Raw genomic sequence first — 20,121 nt, forward strand, 5'->3', positions numbered from 1 at the left:
TATATTTTTTTAATAGTTTGCAAAGTTACATTTTTGCATTGGTATTTATTATTTTTTATAATATTTTTTGAATTTAAAATAAGCGAATGCCGATAATACAGCTACAATTGCTATAGAGTAATATACAAAATTTGGGGTAATTACTTTATCTCCGCTAGCGTATGAATGCAATCCAGAAAGGTAAAAATTAACTCCAAAATAGGTCATTAAAATAGATGCAAATGCAGCAATTGAAAATACGTTAAAGGTAAACCTGCTTCTTAGGCCAGGTACTAAACGTAAATGCAGTACAAATGCATAAATCATAATACTAATTAAAGCCCAAGTTTCTTTTGGGTCCCATCCCCAATAACGTCCCCAGCTTTCATTTGCCCATTGTCCACCTAAAAAGTTTCCAATAACTAACATTACTAAACCAACGGTTAAAGCCATTTCGTTAATAATGGTTAACTCTTTTATCATTGCTCCAATTTTGGCTTTGTTATTTGCTGTAGTTAATACCATTAAAATTAGTGAGATTAATCCTAAAATCATTCCTAAAGCAAACGGTCCGTAACTAGCAACAATAATTGAAACGTGAATCATTAACCAATATGAATTTAACACAGGTTGCAGGTTTGCAATTTCAGGATCCATCCAGTTCCAATGTGCAACCATTAAAATAAACGCAGTTAAAAATGCAGTTGCAGCAATTGTCATAGATGATTTTCTACCAAAAATTAATCCAAATAACATAGTTGCCCAACCTACATAAATCATAGACTCGTATGCGTTACTCCAAGGAGCGTTTCCGCTTACTATCCAACGCGCAATTAAACCGCCAGTATGCATTAAAAATAGCAAAATAATAATGGCAATACTTCCTTTAATTAAGTAATTAATTATTTTGTTTGAATTGAAAATTTGAAAAATTACAAATAAGAACATTAGGGTTCCTATGTACATATAATAACTATAAATGGTTCTAAAAACATCGTATTTATTATAGGCAATTTCTAAGTCTATTTTTTGATCAGATGGATATACGGCACTTCCATATTTCTTTTGAAACTTTATAACACCTTCAATAAGTTCATCAGATTGTGAATAATCTTTTGTAATTTTTGATTCTGATAATGTTTGTAAATAAATTGGTAATATTTGACGAACAAAAACAGAATCTTGACCTTGAAAATGATTAGGTTGAATGTTATTGTGTGATACCCAAGTGTTATTTGCATCGTTTGGTATTGGGAAAATTCGTAAAATATCTCCTACAATTGCAGAATATAATAAATTTACGCGTCTATCTACATTAATAACATCTTTTTCAAACTTACTTTTTATATTGCTTTTTTGAGCTTCTTGCTGAATTTCAGAAATTTTATACATTCCCTGATTATCAAAAAAGTTAGCTAATGCAGCATATTTTTGATCGTGTGGAATTCCTATTATATCTCTTAGTTTAGTATTGTCTTTTTCAATATAAATAATTGGAATTTGAAACCAAACTCGTGGGTTTTGCTGAATAGATAAGAATACTTGTGTAGCATTCATATCTTTATAAGTATCATGTTTACTTACTTTTCTAAGTAATTCTGAAGCATAGGTATGAACAGGTTTCATTCTACCTCCAGCATCTTGTATAACTAGTTTACTAAATTTTTCTGCATGTTCTAAACTAATTTCATTGGAAATTAAAGCAGAATCTATTTGTTTTTCTGAGAATAAATGATTGTGTTCTTGCGCAAACGAAGCAGATGAAAACAATAATAAGGCTGCTATTGTTAACGTAGTTTTTGTTTTTTTCAATTTTTGCAAACTCTTTTTTAAGAAATCAAAACGTGTACCTGGCATAAATAAAATTAATATTAAGCCGGCATATAATAAGAAATATCCTGCATAGGTAATGGTAGAACCCCAAAAGTCGTGATTTACGGATAAATGAGTTTCTTCGTATTCTTGTGTGATGTTGTAACTAGATTGAAAAAATTTATACCCCTTATAATTTAAAATATTATTCATAAAAATTCTAAAATCAAAAGTTTCACTTGGGTCTATTACTGTAATTTCACTGGCAAATGACATAGCGCTTTCTGACCCAGGATATTTGTCTAATTGAAAATCATTTAGTTTAATACTAAACGGTAATTGCTGTTGCATAGCACCATAACTCATTCTAAAGTTTAAATTTCCTACGGAAAATTGGGTTGGAGGCTGAATTGCAAATTTTCCACCATTTAATTTTATATGTTTTGTTTCTCCACCTGCAGTAACATCAAATTCTAATTGCGCCAAAGAATTCATTTCTTTATCACCTACAACTGTTTTATAAGAACCTTTTATAGATGTTTTAGGAACTACAAATTGTAAGCCAGCAATTGAATGAACTGCTAAAATTGAAAAATCTTGTACGGAATCTTTAACAATAGTTCCTTCAAAACTATCTGCCATTCTAAAAAATTGTCCTTCTACGGCCGATACTATTTTTAAACCACCTTCAGCAGTTTTAAAATCTATGGTGTTTTTAGCAGGTGAATCAAAACCAATTAAAACGCCATGTACAACTTCTGAACTTCCTTTTTTAAGGTAATGGTTATGTCTTCCGCCTCCACCAGATTCAACAATTAATAAAAATTCTTCACCGTTTTCATCTTCCTCAAAAACTTCTTGAGCGTTAGGTGTATAATTTGTTAGTTTTACTGAAACATCGGTTCCCTTAAAATCTGTAGTATAGTTAAAATTGTTTTTACTTATAGATGATAATAATACAGGTTTATGATAAGGTGTTTTTTGTTCATTTCCATCGTTTATAGCAATACTAATATAATTTTTTTCAGATAAAAAGGTATTACTTACGGCACCTTCTTTAATTGGCATAATACCTTCAAAACTTATATATCTTGTAATGCCAGCACCCACAATTATTAAAAAGAATGCCAAGTGAAATGCCAAAACAACTAATTTTTCTTTTCTTAATAATTTATATTTAAAAATATTTCCAAAAAAGTTAATTGCAAAAAACACCATAATTCCCTCAAACCACCAAGCATTGTAAATTACTGCTTTGGCCGTTTCAGTACCGTGATCATTTTCTATAAAAGTTGCAACACCCATAGCTGCTGCAAAAACAAGAAAAAGAACGGCCATAATTCTAGTAGAATATATAAACGATAAAAATTTATTCATTTTATTAATTTTAATGTTAAAAAGTAACGATTAGCAAAACTAATGATAATTGTCATAAAACTACTTTTATTATTGCAATTTTAAGTTAAATTAAATTAGATTTTTACGTGGATAAAGATAAATGTAACTTTTATCACAATAGCTGATTATTGTCACTAAATTTATTCTATAAAATTGTGAAAATGTGGCTTTAAAAATAAAAAATTTGTAATTTTGAGTATATATTTAAATAGAATGAATGCTTTAAGTTTTTTTAAATTATTTTATTACGGTTATTTAAATATAAAACGCCCAGAGTGTTTTATTAAATAATTTTCTTCACGTTTTAGTTAACTATTTATCTCCTCAAAAAAAAACTTTATAAATTATTTAAATTACTATTATGGAACTACCATATGCCGAACCGTACAAAATTAAAATGGTTGAAACTATTAAAAAATCAACTAAAGAGCAGCGTTTAAAATGGATTAAGAAAGCACATTATAATTTGTTTAATTTATCATCAGATAAAGTTTTTATCGATTTGCTAACCGATTCTGGAACTGGAGCAATGAGCGATAAGCAATGGGCAGAAATGATGATTGGCGATGAAAGTTATGCTGGTTCATTATCCTTTTTAAAATTAAAAAAGATCGTTAAAAAAATTACAGGTTTTAAATATTTTTTACCAACGCATCAGGGTAGAGCAGCGGAGAATGTACTATTTTCTGCAATGATAAAAGAAGGAGATATTGTGCCTGGAAATTCTCATTTCGATACTACAAAAGGGCATATAGAATTTAGAAAAGCAACTGCCATAGATTGCACAATTAATGAGGCTTTTGATACTTCAATTGTTCATCCATTTAAAGGAAATATAGATTTAAATAAATTAGAAAATGTTTTTAAAAAATATCCAAAAGAAAAAATTCCGTTTGTAATTTTAACAATTACCTGTAACAGTGCTGGCGGACAACCAGTTTCTGTTAAAAATACCAAAGATGTTTCTTTGCTTTGTAAAAAATATGGAATTCCGTTATATTTTGATGCTGCACGTTTTGCCGAAAATGCATATTTCATCAAAAAAAGAGAAGAAGGGTATGCAGATAAATCGATAAAGGAAATTGTAAAAGAGGTTTTTTCATATGGTGATGGAATGACTATAAGTGCCAAAAAAGATGGTTTGGTAAATATGGGCGGTTTTATTGCTCTTAATAATAAAGATGTATTTAAAAGAGCAACTGTTTTTAATATTATGTTTGAGGGTTTTATTACCTATGGTGGAATGAATGGGCGCGATATGGGCGCGTTGTCCGTTGGATTAAACGAAGCTACTGAATTTAATTATTTGGAAAGCAGAGTAGAGCAAGTAGCTTATTTAGGTAAAAAATTAGTGGATTTTGGAGTTCCTGTTCAACAGCCTTTTGGAGGGCACGCTATTTTTTTAGATGCCAATAAATTTGTGCCAACTATACCAAGAGAAGAATATAGAGCACAAGCTTTAGCAGTTGAGTTATATGTTGTTGGCGGAATAAGAAGTGTGGAAATAGGAACAGTATTGGCAGATAGAGATCCTGTAACAAGAGAAAATAGATATCCAGCGTTGGAATTGGTGAGATTAGCAATACCGAGACGAACTTATACAAATAATCATATGGATTATATTGCCGCGGTTATTAAAAATATTTATGATACTAGAAATGAAGCAAAATCTGGCTATATTATTAGCGATGAAGCACCTATTATGAGACACTTTACTGTGAAATTTAAAAAAATATAATACTCCTTACTCTTTTTTTGTTAATTTTGGCAAATTAAAATAAAAGAATTTATTTATTATGATGTTATCTCGCGCAAGTAAGTATGCTATTCTATCAACATTGTTTTTAGCAGAACATTCAAGTGAAACCAATAAAATAAGTGTAAAGGTTATTGCAGAAAGTATTGATGTTCCTAACCCTTTTTTAGCAAAATTATTCCAGCAATTGGTGCGTGGTAAAATTATTTCGTCCACAAAAGGACCAAATGGCGGATTCTATTTAACAAAAAAGAACGGTAAAAGAACGGTATTAGATATTATTGAAAATATAGATGGATTAACCAGAATTAATGAATGTTTTTTAGGGCTTTCAGAATGTGATGGCGCAAATCCTTGCCCGGTACATTTTATAGTAGAACCTTTTAAAAATGGTATTCTTGGAAAATTTAGAGATTTAAGTATTATGGAATTTTCTAAAGAAATTGTTGCACAAGGCAGAAAACTAACTATTAAAGATATTTCCCCAGAAATTTAAATAAAATAAAAATTATGACAATTATCATAATTCAAACTAATATTTTATTTATTTTTGCATTATATAAAAGATAAAAGGGTCTTAATATATATTAATAATCAATTTAACTAAATTAAACTATTTAAAACATGTTATCTAAAAAACAAGCAAGGGCGTTCTTTCTTGGTGGCACATTGGTAACCTTCCTAATTTTTATAGGATTAACAGTGTATTCTCTGTCACCAGCAGTAGACCAAACCAATCACGACAAGCTAACTTCAGAGGTAGTTAGAGGTAAAGAAATTTGGGAATCAAACAATTGTATGGGGTGTCATACAATCTTAGGAGAAGGTGCTTATTATGCACCAGAACTTACAAAAGTAGTTGATAGATTAAATCAACGTTATGATGGAAATGGAGAAGAAGTAATTAAAAGTATTCTAATGTCTAAAGGACCTTGGCAACCAAATGGTAGAAAAATGGTGGCTTACGGAATGACCGAACAAGAAGCTAGTGATGTGGTTGCTTTCTTTAAATGGATTGGTGAAATTGATTTGAACGGGTTTGACAGAATTGTTTCTCCATTAGCAAAAGACAAAATTAACAAGTAAAAAAAAGACATTATGAAATATAAATCACAAAAAGTAGCATATTGGTTTTTTGCCCTTTCTATGCTATTATTAGTATTACAAATTACATACGGTTTTATTATGGGTTTTGCCAGAATAGGATTTGATAATTTACACGATTTTATTCCTTTTAACACAGCAAGAGCCGTACATACAAACTTATTAGTTGTTTGGTTATTATCGGGTTTTATGGGAGCAGCTTACTATATTATTCCAGAAGAAGCTCAAAAAGAATTGGTAAGTGTAAAATTAGCATATATTCAATTAATTAGCTTAGCATTAGTAGGAGTTGTAGCAATTGTTGGATATCATTTTAATTATTGGGAAGGACGTAAATTTTTAGAAATTCCTCGTCCCTTAGATTATTTAGTGGTTGTAAATGTATTGTTATTTCTTGGGTTAATTTTAACTACATTATTTAAAGGAAAACGCCAAACTACTACAGCATTAGTGCTTTCTATGGGATTGTTGTTTGCAGCATTATTATACTTACCAGGAATGTTACCTTTTGATAGCCAAGTAACAGATTCTTTTTTCCGTTGGTGGGTTGTTCACTTATGGGTAGAAGGAGTTTGGGAATTAATTATGGGTGGTATTTTATCATTCTTATTAATTAAATTAACAGGTGTTGATAGAGAAGTTATTGAAAAATGGTTATACGTAATTGTTGGTTTAACTTTCTTATCGGGTGTTTTAGGTACAGGTCACCATTATTACTATATAGGTGTAAATAAAATTTGGTTAGTTGTAGGTGGAATTTTCTCAGCATTAGAGCCTTTAGCGTTTTTAGCAATGGCATTATTTGCTGTAAATATGTATAGAAAAGGAGAGAAAAAACATCCAAACAAATTAGCATTATACTGGACATTAGGTTCTGCAATTGTATCGTTTGTAGGAGCTGGTTTATTAGGATTTGCACATACCTTACCTCAAACAAATTTATATACACACGGAACTTTAGTAACTGCAATGCACGGACATTTAGCGTTTTGGGGAGCTTACGCAATGATTGTTTTAGCAATTATAAGTTACAGTTTACCAAATATGACCGGTAGAAAATTATATGAAAGTGCAAGAGGTAGAGCAGCATTTTGGTTGGCTAATATTGGTATGGTTGGAATGACAGTTGCTTTTGGAGTTGCTGGTGTTGCACAAGTATATTTAGAACGTAAGTTTGGAATGGATTTTATGGCTGTTCAAAAAGAAATTAGTATTCATTTTGTGGTTTTAGTAATATGCGCAACAATGTTTACAACCGGAATAGTATTATATATTATTGATTTTTACAAGCACGGTAAACCAACCGATGAGGCATTAGAAATTAATCAATAATTGGCTGAAAAATTTAAATCGTAGTTTTTTAGATTGATGCCAGAGTTTCGGATAATTTGCAAATAACCATACTTGTTTGCCCAATAGTCAAAGACTCTGGTTTTCAATTTAATAAATAAAAAAAATAAAATGAACACGCAATTACCATATTATCATCAAATAGGTAAAGAAGTTGAAGTATTTGAACACGCCTATAAAAACAAAATTCCTTTTTTGTTAAAAGGGCCTACAGGTACGGGCAAATCTAGGTTTGTAGAATTTATGGCTTCTAAACTAACTAAAAAATTAATTACCATTAGTTGCCACGAAGAAACGTCATCAACAGATTTAGTTGGCCGTTATATTATTAAAGGTGCCGAAACAATTTGGTCAGACGGACCTTTAACTTCTGCAATTAAACAAGGTGCCATTATTTATTTAGATGAAATAGCAGAAGCAAGACCAGATGTTATTGTGGCAATTCATTCACTAACTGATCATAGACGAGAATTGTTTATTGATAAATTAGGGGAAACCGTAAAAGCACACCAAGATTTTATGTTAGTTGCATCTTTTAATCCGGGTTATCAAAAAGGATTTAAAGAATTAAAGCCATCTACACGTCAGCGTTTTATTGCTACATCTTTTGCGTATCCTGAAGAAAAAATTGAAATCGAAATTTTGGTGAATGAAACTGGGATTGAAGCCAGTATTGCCAAAAAATTAGTAAATATTGCTACAAAAATTAGAAATCTAACTGAACTAGGTTTAGCAGAAACAGTTTCAACACGTTTGTTGGTTGATGCCGCAAAATTAATACATAGTGGTTTACCAAAAAGACTATCAGTAGAAGTTGCAATTGTAGAACCTTTAACAGACGATTTAGAAGTGATAGAAGCGCTAAAAGATTTATGTAATTTGATGATATAATTAGCGAAAAGCCAAAAAATGTTTGAACCAGATGAATACATATTTACCAAATTAGCCTTTTATTTCAAAAGAAAGAAAAAAGCGAAGGAAAATGCGAATTTGTACGCTGTTAATTTAGAAGATATAAAACCTAGATTAACCATATTGGCTCGTGCAATTACTGGTAATTCTATTGAAATTTACGAGGCTGAAAGAGAAGGAGGTTATAAAAACAATAATTTCTTTTTGCCTACAAAATATTCAGATTTTCAATCTATTAATGAAAATATTTCGTTTTATTTATTTAGAGTTTTATACTTGTCGGTTCAGAAAAATTTAAATTTAAATTGGAACGATTATCAAGAACACGAGTTATTAGAATCACAACAAAAAGCACAAGAAACATCAGAACAAATATTAGCATTGTTATTTGAGCAATTTCCCTTAACTCAAAAATACTATAAAAACTTTAAAAAGTTTTACACTAACAAAGCTAAAGAACAATTACCAGATTATTCGTTTATCTACGGAAAATGGATGCGAAATAACCCTGAAGAAGCTTCAGAAAACACATTGAATAATTTTACCGATAAAGTAAAAAAAGCCAATGAAGAACAACCAAAAACCATTTTAAAATCAAAAGCTGTTGAAGAAATTATTTCTGTTCAGGTTGATATAAAACAACAAGAAGATGCCGTTTTACAACATCAATTTGAAAAAGTAGAAACAGCAGAAGAATTTGGTGGTAATTTTAGAGATTTTGATGGCGAAGATGAATTGGATGATCATTCAAACGCATTGGAAGATGTTACTATGAAATATACCGTACGTGTTGATGATACCGCACATTCTGTATATCAAGCCGATTTTATTGAAAATACAACCGTTTCTGAAAGTGCCGAAATTGATGCTAATGGATATCATATTAAATATGATGAATGGGATTATACAAAACGTACTTATAAACCCGACTTTTGTAAAGTATACCCAAAAACTTTGCTAAAAAACGATGTGAATTATTACAAAAAAACCTTAAAGGAAAACAATAGCACTTTAATGGGGTTGCGTAAAATGTTAACATCAGTAAATAATAAATATCAATTACAAAGACGGCAATTACAAGGTGAAGAATTTGATATTGATGCCATTACAGATTTGTTTGTAGATGTACATTCTAACCACACACCTTCAGAAAATATTTACATTTCCAAGCGTAAAAAGGAGAAAGATTTATCCATTTTATTGTTGTTAGATATCAGTTTATCTAGTGATGGTTATGCTGCAGGAAACCGTGTAATTGATGTGGAAAAGCAAGTTTCTATTTTGTTTGGAGAAATTTTAAATGAATTTAATATCGATTTTTCTATCGACTGTTTTTACTCTAAAACCAGAAATCATTCTACATACATAACTATTAAAGATTTTGACGAAGATTGGAACAAAGCAAAATTTAAAGTTGGCGCTGTAGAGCCAAGTGGATATACCAGAATTGGTGCAGCTTTACGTCATTCTGGAGCCATGTTAGATAAAAGAAGTACCAAAAATAAATGGGTGATTTTACTGTCGGACGGAAAGCCAAACGATTACGACAAATACGAAGGAAAATATGGAGTAAATGATGTAAAACAAGCATTGCGAGAGTTAAATGAACGCCATATAAATTCCTACGCTTTAGCCATTGAAGCCCAAGCAAAATATTATTTACCGCAAATGTTTGGGCAAAACCATTATCAAATATTAACAACACCAGTTGAATTGTTAAAGTCTATGGTTCAACTTTATGAAAAAATAAAACATCAATCATAAAATTTAAAAAATTATGAATATTACAAAACAAAATACAGTTGCAGAAATTGTTTCAAAAAAATTAGGATCCGATCACGTGTTTAGTAAATACAAGATAGATTTTTGCTGTGGAGGTGGCGTTACTTTAGAAAACGCTTGTAAAGAAATTGGAATTGATTTTGAAGTATTGAAACTTGAAATTGAGGCAATTAACAGCAAAATAAATAGTGATCAAAATTTAAACGATTTAGATATTACATCTTTAATGGAACAGGCAACTGAAGAGTTTCATGAAACTATTATTACAAATCTTCCACAAATAATGCAAGTTGCGGCTAAAGTGGCTAGTGTACACGGAAGTCATAATCCTGAGGTTGTTGAAATTAACAACTTAATGCAAGGTGTTGATGTGGTGTTATCAGAAATGATTAAAAATACTGAAGAAACACTTTTTTCAACGGTTAAAGAAGTTTTAGCCTTAAATAATAGTGCAGCTGATATTTCAACCAATCAAGTTGAAAGTATAAAAAAAGCAATAAATAAAGGTGAAATTGCCCAGCTTTTGGTGAGTGATTCTTTTAAAGAAATTTCAAAATTATCTACGCACTATGCAGTGCCTGCAGATGGTTGTAATTCGTTCCGATTTTTATATGATCAATTACATGAATTAGATCATCTACTTCAAAAATACGTGCATTTTAATAAACATGTATTTATTCCAAAAATTTCAAAAATTATTGCATAACGCAAAAAAAACTATTTCAGTATGAATTCATTTATAACAACTGTAGAGAAATTGCCAATTGGGCATCCAGTAAAAGTATATTATCAAGAAAGCGAATTAATTCAAGAATTATTACTTGAATTATATGAAGCAAATCCGGTAGAAGATTTTCAAAAATATTATAATATTTTCAATCAGTTATCTACTATTGAAAAGCGTTTTTTAAGAAAAGAAAATCAATTATTTCCATATTTAGAAAAACATGGTTGGGAAGGACCAAGCCAAGGAATGTGGTCTTTTCATGATAATTTACGTTCTCAAATACGTTTATTAAACACCTATAATTCAGAAAAAGATACTGTTAAAATTATAGAAAATGTTCCGTATTTAATTGAAGGGATTAAACGGTTATTATCTATTGAAGATATGCGATTGTTTCCAAATTCTATGGAATTATTATCTGAAGATGAATGGAAAGAATTTTACCAAGGCGATGAAGAAATTGGTTGGATGTTAGCGGAAAAACCAGCTCCTTATCCAGTAATTGAGCAAGAAACGTATGTGCATCCGAGTGAAGATTTTTCACAACGAGATTTATCTTTTTCATTAGAAAACACCTTTCATTACGATGAAGGTTATATGACACCAGAACAAGTAAATTTACTGTTACGTTTTTTACCAATTGATATCACTTTTGTAGATGAAAACGACAAGGTTATTTTTTACAATAGAGGAGAAGATAGGGTTTTTCCACGTAGTAAAGGTATTATTGGACGCGAAGTAAAGTTTTGCCATCCGCCAAAAAGTGTGCATATGGTGTTGCGCATTGTAGAAGAATTTAAAGCAGGTACAAAAGATGTTGCCGAGTTTTGGTTCAATTTTAGAGGTCGTATTATTCATATCAGATATTTTGCTATTAGAGATAATAATAAGAAGTACAAAGGAGTAATTGAAATGTCGCAAGATATTACAGATATTCAAAAGTTAGAAGGCGAAAAACGTTTATTAGATTGGGATTAATATATGGAATCACATCAAATTAATTATAAAAACATTGCATATCCGCCAGGAGGAATTTTAATGTGGATTATTATCTTTTTAGAATTATTCACTTTTGGCGCTGCGTTAATTGCTATGGTTTTGTATAGTAAAGATGAACCAGAAATATTTCATCAATCTAAATTATTATTGAACACTACTTTTGGTGCAATAAATACCATTTTTTTATTAACAAGTGGTTTTTATATGGCAAAATCCGTAGAAAATTTCAAACATAATAAGACTGTAAAGGCAACTTTGTTTCTAAAATTAACAATGGTTGGTGGAGTGTTATTTTTACTATTAAAAAGTGTTGAATATTATTTTAAAATACAAGCAGGTTTAACAATTGGCTATAACACTTTTTTTTCATTTTATTGGATGTTAACCTTATTTCATGTAATACATGTTGTGGTTGGATTGGTTGTTTTAATGTTTATTTATGTTGATTTAAAAAGAAAATCTGACATAAACTTAGAAGATTTTGAGGCAAGTGCTGCGTTTTGGCATATGTGCGATTTAATTTGGTTGTTACTCTTTCCTATAATTTATTTAATGTTTTAAAATGAAAATAAACCTTTTCTTAAAAGTTTGGCTAGTATTAATAATTCTTACAATTTGTACGGCTTTGGTATCAAACTCAACGCTTGTAACATCAATTGCTGCAACAATAATAGTGGTGCTTTCTGTAATAAAATTTCTATTAGTGGCAAACTATTTTATGGAAATGAAAAAATCACATTCTTTTTGGAAACTCTCAATTTTATTTTATTTAAGTATAGTAATGGGAACCCTACTATTTGCTTTAAAATGGTAAAGTTGATAAAAATCAGCATTTAGTTATTTAATTGCGCGTATTTTCGCATCATAAAGATAAAAAGGTCTTTATATTTTTAACTGAAAAATATTTAAAACTAAAACCAATGAGAAAGTATTTTTATTTTAGCCTTTTAGCTACATTAATGGCAACCTCAAATTATGCACAACAATTTGATTTATCTGCAGAATTAAGACCACGTTTTGAAAACAAACACGGTTTTGGTTCTTTAATTGATACAGATGCTGATGGAGCCAACTTTATTTCGCAACGTTCACGTTTAAACTTTAATTTTAGCCAAGATAAAATTAAAGTAGGAATGTCCTTGCAAAACGTTAGAGTTTGGGGAGATATTAGCACTTTAGGAGCTGATGATACCTCTACAATGTTACACGAAGCTTGGGCAGAAGCATTATTATCTGATAATTTTTCTTTAAAATTTGGTCGTCAAGAAATTGTTTATGATGACAGTAGAATTTTTGGAAATGTTGGTTGGGCACAACAAGCAAGAAGCCACGATGCTATGATTGCTAAATTTAAAACTTCAGCAAAAAGTAACTTAGATCTAGGTTTTGCTTTAAATGCCGATAGTCAGGCAGGTGTTGATAATTTATATAGCAATATTGCTGGGTACAAAACATTTCAATATGCTTGGTATCATACTACAATTAATAAAGTTGGTTTAAGTTTATTAGCTTTAAATAATGGTGTTGAATATGAAAATTCTGGTGATCAAAAAGTAGATTATTCTCAAACTTTAGGAACACATATAACCTATAAAGAAGGTAAATTTGGTTCAGATTTTTCTGTGTATTTACAAACTGGTAAAATTTCTGATAACAATGTTTCTTCTTCTAATTTCTCAGGAAATTTAAGTTATAAACTTTCTAATGAATTTTCTGTTGGTGTAGGCGCAGAATATTTATCGGGTAAAGATATGGATGATACAAGTTCTGATATTAAATCATTCAACCCTTTATATGGTACAAATCACAAATTTAATGGTTGGATGGATTATTTTTATGTTGGAAACCACGGTGGTTCTGTTGGTTTAGTAGATGTAAATGGTTTTGTAGGATATTCTAAAGATAAATTTTCTGCTAAAATAATGCCTCATTTCTTTTCATCTGCTGCTGATGTTTATAGTGGAAGCACTAAAATGGATAGTAAATTAGGAACAGAAATAGACCTTACAATTGGCTACAAAGTAGCTGATAATATTGCTTTTAGTGCTGGTTATTCTAAAATGTACGGAACCAATTCTATGGAAGTATTAAAAGGTGGTGATAAAGATGAAAACAGTTCTTGGAGCTGGATTATGTTTACTTTTAACCCTAAATTATTTTCTTCAAAATAAATTATTGACAAAAACTTTAGATAGTTGTTTTAATTAAGAAGCTGTATAAAAAGTGAAATTTTCGTCAACCTGAACTTGTTTCAGGTTCTTTACAATGATTGAAAATCAGAATATTAAGATTCTGAATCAAGTTCAGAATGACGGTTTAATTACTTTTTATACAGCTTCTTTTTAATTTTATTTATTCAAATTCAATTATTTGAACGTAATACCTAACGGTGTGGTACATAGATTTCCAAAAATGAACAATAGGTAAATTTGTATTTGGTGTTTTGTTATTCCAAATTTCAGTAAACCATTCACCATTTTGTGCAATAAAATTTGCACTAATAAAATTCATTACTTCAATTGCTTTTAGCTTATAATTTTCATCTTTGGTTATTTTGTAACAATTTAACAAACCAAGACCAGTTTCGGCTTGTGGCCACCAAATTTTAACTTTTTCAGTAGGAATAGCATCAACCAAAACATTAAAAACACCTTGATTTTTTTTATCAAAAGCATTTAAAATAACTTGGTCCATCATTTTTATAGCTAATTTATTACAATCAGTAATTAGTTTTTGATTATTTATAGCTTTTGCAGCGTAACATAATATCCAACTTACTTCGGCATTATGTCCAGCCCAAACTTCGTTTGGTAAAGGTTTCCAATTAAGTGTTAATCTGTGTAAGCAATTGTACGTATCTTTTGTTATAAAATAAGAGGAAATTATGGTAATTAAATCTTCAATTTTAGCAACTAAATTTTCATCATTAGTATATTCATACAAACTCACAAAAGCCTCTAATAAATGAATATGAGTTCCTAAAGCTTTGGTAGAATTTTCTCCAAGTTGCCAATTTTCATTAAAACCATCTACATAACCGTTATGTTTTTTATCGGCTAAGGTATTTTGTATAAATGCATATTGATTTTTAATAGCATTATCAACTTCTTTGTTAGAATTTATTTTAGCATAAGCAACCAAGCCGTACAAAGCAAAAGCTTGAGCCATACAAGTATTATCGGTATCATGCAAAATTGTTGAATTGCTTGTTTTTGCCCAATAATATCCACCTTTAGGATGCTGAAATTTTTGTAATTGGGTAAAACTTAAATTTGCTAGCTTTAAATACGTCTCATTTTTTAAAACTTTATACGCGCTACTAGCGCCATACAATATTCTACTAACGTACATAGAGCCTGTATTTGCAAAAGAATTTGGAATTCCTGAAATTGAAACCTCAGGAAAAATTACTGAGTTGTTAGTTGCTGTATCTAACCAAAAAGAAAGAGATTTTTCTAATTCTGTTTGTAGTTTTTTAAATGGAATTTCCATAGAAATTGATTTAATATGAGGTTAATTTGTAGACTAGTTTTATCTTTTTTATGCTTAAATAACGTCAGTTTCAGTAATTTTTGTTTAAAAATTATACGAGAACTTTACACAAAATTTTATCAAAAATAGCTATCTTTTTTTAAACAAATGTATAAGTTAAAAGAAACCATCCAAGTACTAATAATAAACCACCTAATGGCGTAATTGGGCCTAAAAATTTTAATTTTTTATTGTATGCTGCTGAAAGTACCAAACCGTAAATACTAAAAGAAAACAACACAACACCCAACATAAAACTATACACCATATATTTTTCTAGTGCAGTTTCTAAACTTAAATTAAACCCAATAATTAATAAAACAAAGGCGTGGTATAGTTGGTATTTTACTCCAGTTTCAAAACTTTTTAATTGATCTTCATTTAATAGTTTTTTTAATGCGTGTGCTCCAAAAGCACCAAAAATAACGGCTAAACCTCCTAAAATACTGGCAAAAAGTAATGTAAATTGTGTCATAAAGTAAAATTTAAGCGTAAATGTAGCATAAAATATAGTCTTATTTAAATTGAATTTAAATTAAGGTGAATAGTAAAATTATTTTGCCAAGTCTTTTTTTTTTTTTTATACATTTAACCTGAAGAAAGATTTAAAACCGAATACAAAATTGTTATATGAAAAAGAATACTGCTGTAAATTGCTATTCACTACATATTTTTAAGAATAAAGAGTAAACTTGTAATGAGGTTTTTTTGCTGCCTTTAAGTTTTAATAATGCTTAAGGAAGGTAATTTATATATTGTTATTAAGCGGAGTAAAATAAAAATCCTCTGTTTGTAAAAATTTTAAGAACACAATACGCTAATAAAATGTTTAACCTAAAACTATTGCCTATGTAATAAACAATATACAAATAGAGGAATGTGTTACAAAAGTAATATTCCTCGCAGAACTAACAAAATATAACGCACAATTATGCGCTATTCACAAATTTAAATTTTAATGAAATGAACTTTTCAAAGAAAAATCACGAACACAAAGTTGTAAATTTAAAAAGTGTGAGTAAAAAAATAATTTTAGGAGTAATTTTTTTAGTGATAGCACTAAATATTGAAGCTCATGAAACTAAAGAAAATGTAGTTTTAAATAATTCAAATGTTTTAAATAAAACATTAAATATAATGGAGTCAAATTACAAATTAACTGAAACATCAGAAGGTTATAAAGTTGCTTTGGAAAGTTGTTTGAGTAAAGCATATAATGCAGCAAATGAAATTGAAGAAAATAGTAATCAAGACTGGTCAAGTGAAGAATGGGGAAGAGTTTTTCGTAATCTTTTCTATTTATGCAATGAATTTAACGAATATTGAATAAAAAACTTAGCTTAATGAGCAATTAAGGGTTCATTAGTTAACATGTGTTTTTAATAAATTCTTAATTGTTCAATTAAAATAATTAAAATATGAGATATTTAAAAAGTTTGATATTGATAAGTATAGCTTTAATTTCATTTATTATGCCTAGTACTTATAGTCAAAATATAAATGGACAAATTGTTTATTCTGCACAATTTAATATGGAAAATAGTAAATCTTTATCAATTGATTCAGATAAATTACTATATATATTAAGTTTTTCTAACAATGAATCTGATTTTAAGAAACAAGATGTTTTAGTAAATGAGAATGACAAAAAACTAGATTTAGTTACAATTTTTGCTGGAAATGGAATTTTTTATTCAAATGTAAAAGCAAATGAAAGAATAAATCAAAAAGAGTATTACGGAGAAGTATTTTTAGTTGATTATCCCTTAATAAAGTGGGAATTAACTCAAGAAGAAAAGATGATTGGAAAATATTCTTGTTTAAAAGCAACAGCAGTAAAGTATTTTAAAAACAGAAAAGGAATTACTAAAGAAAGAGAAGTTATTGCTTGGTATACAACTGAAATACCAGTTAATTTTGGACCTAAAGAATATGGTAATTTACCAGGTTTAATTTTAGAATTACAAGAAGGAAACCTAACTTTTTCAGCTTTAAAAATTGAATTAAACCTAGATTCCTTGGTTATAAATAAACCAACAGAAGGAAAGAAGGTATCGTCAGAAGAATATGAAAATATTGTAAAAAATATGACACAAGATTTTATAAATAAAAACCAGAATAATTAACTAAAATAAATTTCAATAAAATAAAAATATTACTGGAAAAGCACAATTATGCGCTATTCACAAATTTAAATTTTACTAAAATGAACTTTTCAAAGAAAAATCACGAACACAAAGTTATAAATTTAAAAAGTGTGAGTAAAAATTTAATTTTAAGTATAGTATTTGTATTTGCTGGTTTAGCAATGGTGAATGCTAATGTTACAAAAACAACAGAAGTTAATTGTATTAAACTTGCATATGATGTAGATAAAGAATGTGGAGGTATTTCATATGAAGTGTTTTTGTCAATTGTAGAAAATTGTGAGGAGCAACAAGGAGATAGCTAATTTTAATTTGTGAGGCATACTTGCCTCACAAAGTTTAGTTATTACAGAACAATAATAAAAAATGTGCATAATGAATTATGTTTAATTATTCATTAAGGATTTAAGGGCTTTAATGAAATAAATAATAAATAGAAAAAGATGAGAATGTTAACTTTTAAAATATTAATTGTAGTAGCATTGGGCTTAAGTGTTAAAAGTTATTCCCAAGAGAGAGTTACAGAGGTTATATATAAAAAGAAAAGTAATGTTAAACTAGACTATTCAAATTCTAGCAAAAACAAATCTTCCATAGAAATTGTAGAAAAAGCATACAGTCTTGTAAATAACCTAAATTATAGTTTGCTTTATAATGGTAACTCTTCTCTTTTTTTTGAGATGAGTTCCTTAGAAATTGAAAATGAGAATTCAATACCAATAATACTTGCTAAAAGTTTTGGTGATACTAACGGGACATTTTATACAAATAGTAAATTGCAAAGTACCATTATTCAAAAAGAATTTGATGGGGAAATATTTTTAATTGAAAAACCTTTTTCAAATAATAATTGGCAAATAGAAGCAGACCAAAAAAGGATTGGTAATTACTTATGTCAAAAGGCAACAAAAATAATTATTAGAGAAACTATAAGTGGTTCTAAACAAGTGCCAATAGTAGCTTGGTTTACTGTTGAAATTCCAATACCATATGGTCCAGCTTCATACGTTGGTTTGCCTGGATTAATTTTAGAAGTTGAAGTTGATAACATTGTTATTTATGCATCGAAAATTATAAAAAATGCTTTAAAAGATAAAAGAATTGAGTTACCCAAAAATGGAAAATTGATTACCGTAGAAGATTTTACAAAACTAGAAAAAGAAGGTTTTAAATATTTTAAAAAATTCTAATTTAAGAAACAGTGCTAGAAAAAAGATTTCTTTATATGATGCTTTTTTACAGTTCCTTATGTTTTGGTCAATCCATAACTCTTAAAGGAAGTATAAAGGACAGTTTGCAAAATCCTTTGTCTTTTGCTAATGTTATTGCTAAACCTACAGACCTTACAAAAAATTTACAATTTGCAATTACTGATGATGCTGGTTTGTACAAATTAGAACTTACAAAAAATGATACTTATACTATTTCTGTGAGTTATATGGGTTTTAAAACTACTAATTTCACATTGGTAGCTACGGATAATGCACTAAAAAACATAGTTTTAAAGGAAGCACCAAATCAATTGCAAGAAGTTGTTATTGAGTTGCCAGTTACTATAAAAGAAGATACCATAACTTACAATACAAGTAAGTTTGTTACTGGAGATGAGCGCAAACTAAAAAATGTACTTAAAAAATTACCGGGTGTTGAAGTTGATAAAAATGGTGACGTTACAGTACAAGGTAAAAAAGTAACCAAAATGTTAGTAGAAGGTAAAAAGTTTTTTAATGGTGGCACCAAATTAGCTGTTGAAAATATTCCTGCAAATGCTATTGATAAAGTTCAGGTAATTGATAATTATAATGAAATGGCCTTTTTAAAAAACGTGTCAGATTCTGAAGATGTAGCAATGAACATTCTCTTAAAAAAAGACAAAAAACAATTTGCCTTTGGCGATATTGAAGTTGGAAAGGGAACTAAAGATTTTTACCGAACCCACAGTAATTTGTTCTATTACAGTCCAAAAACCAATGTTAATTTTATTGGGAACTTAAATAATACAGGTGAGAAAACCTTTACTTTTAAAGATTATATGAATTTTCAAGGTGGTGTTAGTGCATTTTTAAAAGGCGATGGTTCAATTTATAATATTTCGGCTAGTGATTTTTCTCAGTTTTTAGAAACGCAAGATATTGTAAACAGTACTAATAAATTTGGCGCATTAAACATTACCAAAGTTATAAATAGTAAATTGGACATTTCTGGATATGCTATTTTTTCACATTCAAAAAATGAAACCTATCAAGAATCCATCAATCAATATACTGCATTTACCGAAGAAACAGCTCATAATTCTGCTACAAGAAATATACTGGGTATTGGGAAGTTGAACATAGAATATGCACCTAATAAAAATGAACAATGGTATTTTAAATCACAGTTCAAAAATACTGATAACAATAAAAATAACACCATTTTATCAGTTATTGAAAATGAACAAAACCATATTTCAGAAAAGAATGAAGCTGTTTCAAAATATCTAAATCAAAATATAGAATGGCATAAAAAAATGAACCAAAAGCATTCCTTTTCATTTGCTGTTGATGCTGTTTTAGATGAAAATAATCCAACTACGCTGTGGGAAACAAATCAGCCAATTTTACAAGGATTAATTCCCGTAGAAG

Annotated in this window: 19 protein-coding genes; 16 read left to right on the plus strand and 3 right to left on the minus strand. The window is 29.1% G+C overall.

Annotated features, from left to right (window positions below; genetic code table 11):
* Positions 1–48 precede the first annotated feature (48 nt).
* Entirely contained in the window at positions 49–3,168 is a 3,120-nt protein-coding gene (gene ccsA / locus ABY298_RS03000) for a cytochrome c biogenesis protein CcsA (protein ID WP_372744519.1), read from the minus strand.
* 382 nt (positions 3,169–3,550) lie between these two features.
* Between ccsA and ABY298_RS03005 the strand changes: the two genes are divergently transcribed.
* From ABY298_RS03005 to ABY298_RS03055, 11 genes are all read left to right on the plus strand, one after another.
* Positions 3,551–4,927 carry a tryptophanase gene (locus ABY298_RS03005; RefSeq protein ID WP_372744520.1) on the plus strand — a complete coding sequence of 459 codons (1,377 nt, stop codon included), beginning with the start codon at positions 3,551–3,553 and terminating at the stop codon, positions 4,925–4,927.
* A gap of 58 nt (positions 4,928–4,985) precedes the next feature.
* Entirely contained in the window at positions 4,986–5,441 is a 456-nt protein-coding gene (locus ABY298_RS03010) for an Rrf2 family transcriptional regulator (protein ID WP_372744521.1), read from the plus strand.
* A gap of 128 nt (positions 5,442–5,569) precedes the next feature.
* Positions 5,570–6,031, plus strand: coding sequence for a cytochrome c (locus tag ABY298_RS03015; RefSeq protein WP_372744522.1), 462 nt, complete (start codon positions 5,570–5,572; stop codon positions 6,029–6,031).
* Between the two features lie 12 nt (positions 6,032–6,043).
* The gene (locus tag ABY298_RS03020; RefSeq protein WP_372744523.1) at positions 6,044–7,381 is read left to right on the plus strand and encodes a cbb3-type cytochrome c oxidase subunit I; all 1,338 of its coding nucleotides are present in this window, start codon (positions 6,044–6,046) and stop codon (positions 7,379–7,381) included.
* Between the two features lie 129 nt (positions 7,382–7,510).
* Positions 7,511–8,290 carry a CbbQ/NirQ/NorQ/GpvN family protein gene (locus tag ABY298_RS03025; RefSeq protein ID WP_372744524.1) on the plus strand — a complete coding sequence of 260 codons (780 nt, stop codon included), beginning with the start codon at positions 7,511–7,513 and terminating at the stop codon, positions 8,288–8,290.
* 18 nt (positions 8,291–8,308) lie between these two features.
* Entirely contained in the window at positions 8,309–10,075 is a 1,767-nt protein-coding gene (locus ABY298_RS03030) for a nitric oxide reductase activation protein NorD (RefSeq protein ID WP_372744525.1), read from the plus strand.
* A 13-nt stretch (positions 10,076–10,088) separates the two neighbouring features.
* Positions 10,089–10,799 (plus strand): DUF542 domain-containing protein, encoded by a 711-nt coding sequence (locus ABY298_RS03035; RefSeq protein WP_372744526.1) that lies wholly within the window; start codon positions 10,089–10,091, stop codon positions 10,797–10,799.
* Positions 10,800–10,820: 21 nt separating this feature from the next.
* Positions 10,821–11,798: a DUF438 domain-containing protein gene (locus tag ABY298_RS03040; protein ID WP_372744527.1), complete on the plus strand. Its 978-nt coding sequence runs from the start codon at positions 10,821–10,823 to the stop codon at positions 11,796–11,798.
* A gap of 3 nt (positions 11,799–11,801) precedes the next feature.
* Positions 11,802–12,380 carry a cytochrome c oxidase subunit 3 gene (locus ABY298_RS03045; protein WP_372744528.1) on the plus strand — a complete coding sequence of 193 codons (579 nt, stop codon included), beginning with the start codon at positions 11,802–11,804 and terminating at the stop codon, positions 12,378–12,380.
* A 1-nt stretch (position 12,381) separates the two neighbouring features.
* Complete coding sequence (locus ABY298_RS03050) at positions 12,382–12,633, plus strand: cytochrome C oxidase subunit IV family protein (RefSeq protein WP_372744529.1); 252 nt, start codon at positions 12,382–12,384, stop codon at positions 12,631–12,633.
* Between the two features lie 106 nt (positions 12,634–12,739).
* Complete coding sequence (locus ABY298_RS03055; protein WP_372744530.1) at positions 12,740–13,990, plus strand: alginate export family protein; 1,251 nt, start codon at positions 12,740–12,742, stop codon at positions 13,988–13,990.
* A 181-nt stretch (positions 13,991–14,171) separates the two neighbouring features.
* On the opposite strand, the gene ABY298_RS03060 is transcribed toward ABY298_RS03055, so the two are convergent.
* Complete coding sequence (locus ABY298_RS03060) at positions 14,172–15,311, minus strand: AGE family epimerase/isomerase (protein WP_372744531.1); 1,140 nt, start codon at positions 15,309–15,311, stop codon at positions 14,172–14,174.
* 139 nt (positions 15,312–15,450) lie between these two features.
* Positions 15,451–15,825, minus strand: a complete 375-nt coding sequence (locus ABY298_RS03065) for a DUF423 domain-containing protein (protein ID WP_372744532.1) — start codon at positions 15,823–15,825, stop codon at positions 15,451–15,453.
* Positions 15,826–16,313: 488 nt separating this feature from the next.
* On the opposite strand from ABY298_RS03065, the gene ABY298_RS03070 reads away from it, so the two are divergent.
* From ABY298_RS03070 to ABY298_RS03090, 5 genes are all read left to right on the plus strand, one after another.
* On the plus strand, positions 16,314–16,676 hold the full coding sequence (locus tag ABY298_RS03070; RefSeq protein WP_372744533.1) for a hypothetical protein: 363 nt from the start codon (positions 16,314–16,316) through the stop codon (positions 16,674–16,676).
* A gap of 92 nt (positions 16,677–16,768) precedes the next feature.
* Positions 16,769–17,476: a GLPGLI family protein gene (locus ABY298_RS03075; protein WP_372744534.1), complete on the plus strand. Its 708-nt coding sequence runs from the start codon at positions 16,769–16,771 to the stop codon at positions 17,474–17,476.
* 131 nt (positions 17,477–17,607) lie between these two features.
* Positions 17,608–17,802, plus strand: a complete 195-nt coding sequence (locus ABY298_RS03080) for a hypothetical protein (RefSeq protein WP_372744535.1) — start codon at positions 17,608–17,610, stop codon at positions 17,800–17,802.
* Positions 17,803–17,946: 144 nt separating this feature from the next.
* Positions 17,947–18,687 carry a GLPGLI family protein gene (locus ABY298_RS03085; protein WP_372744536.1) on the plus strand — a complete coding sequence of 247 codons (741 nt, stop codon included), beginning with the start codon at positions 17,947–17,949 and terminating at the stop codon, positions 18,685–18,687.
* A 35-nt stretch (positions 18,688–18,722) separates the two neighbouring features.
* The coding region (locus tag ABY298_RS03090) for a carboxypeptidase-like regulatory domain-containing protein (RefSeq protein WP_372744537.1) at positions 18,723–20,121 on the plus strand (1,399 nt) is incomplete at its 3' end.

This window comes from Lutibacter sp. (genome assembly GCF_041596795.1).
Taxonomy (GTDB): domain Bacteria; phylum Bacteroidota; class Bacteroidia; order Flavobacteriales; family Flavobacteriaceae; genus Lutibacter.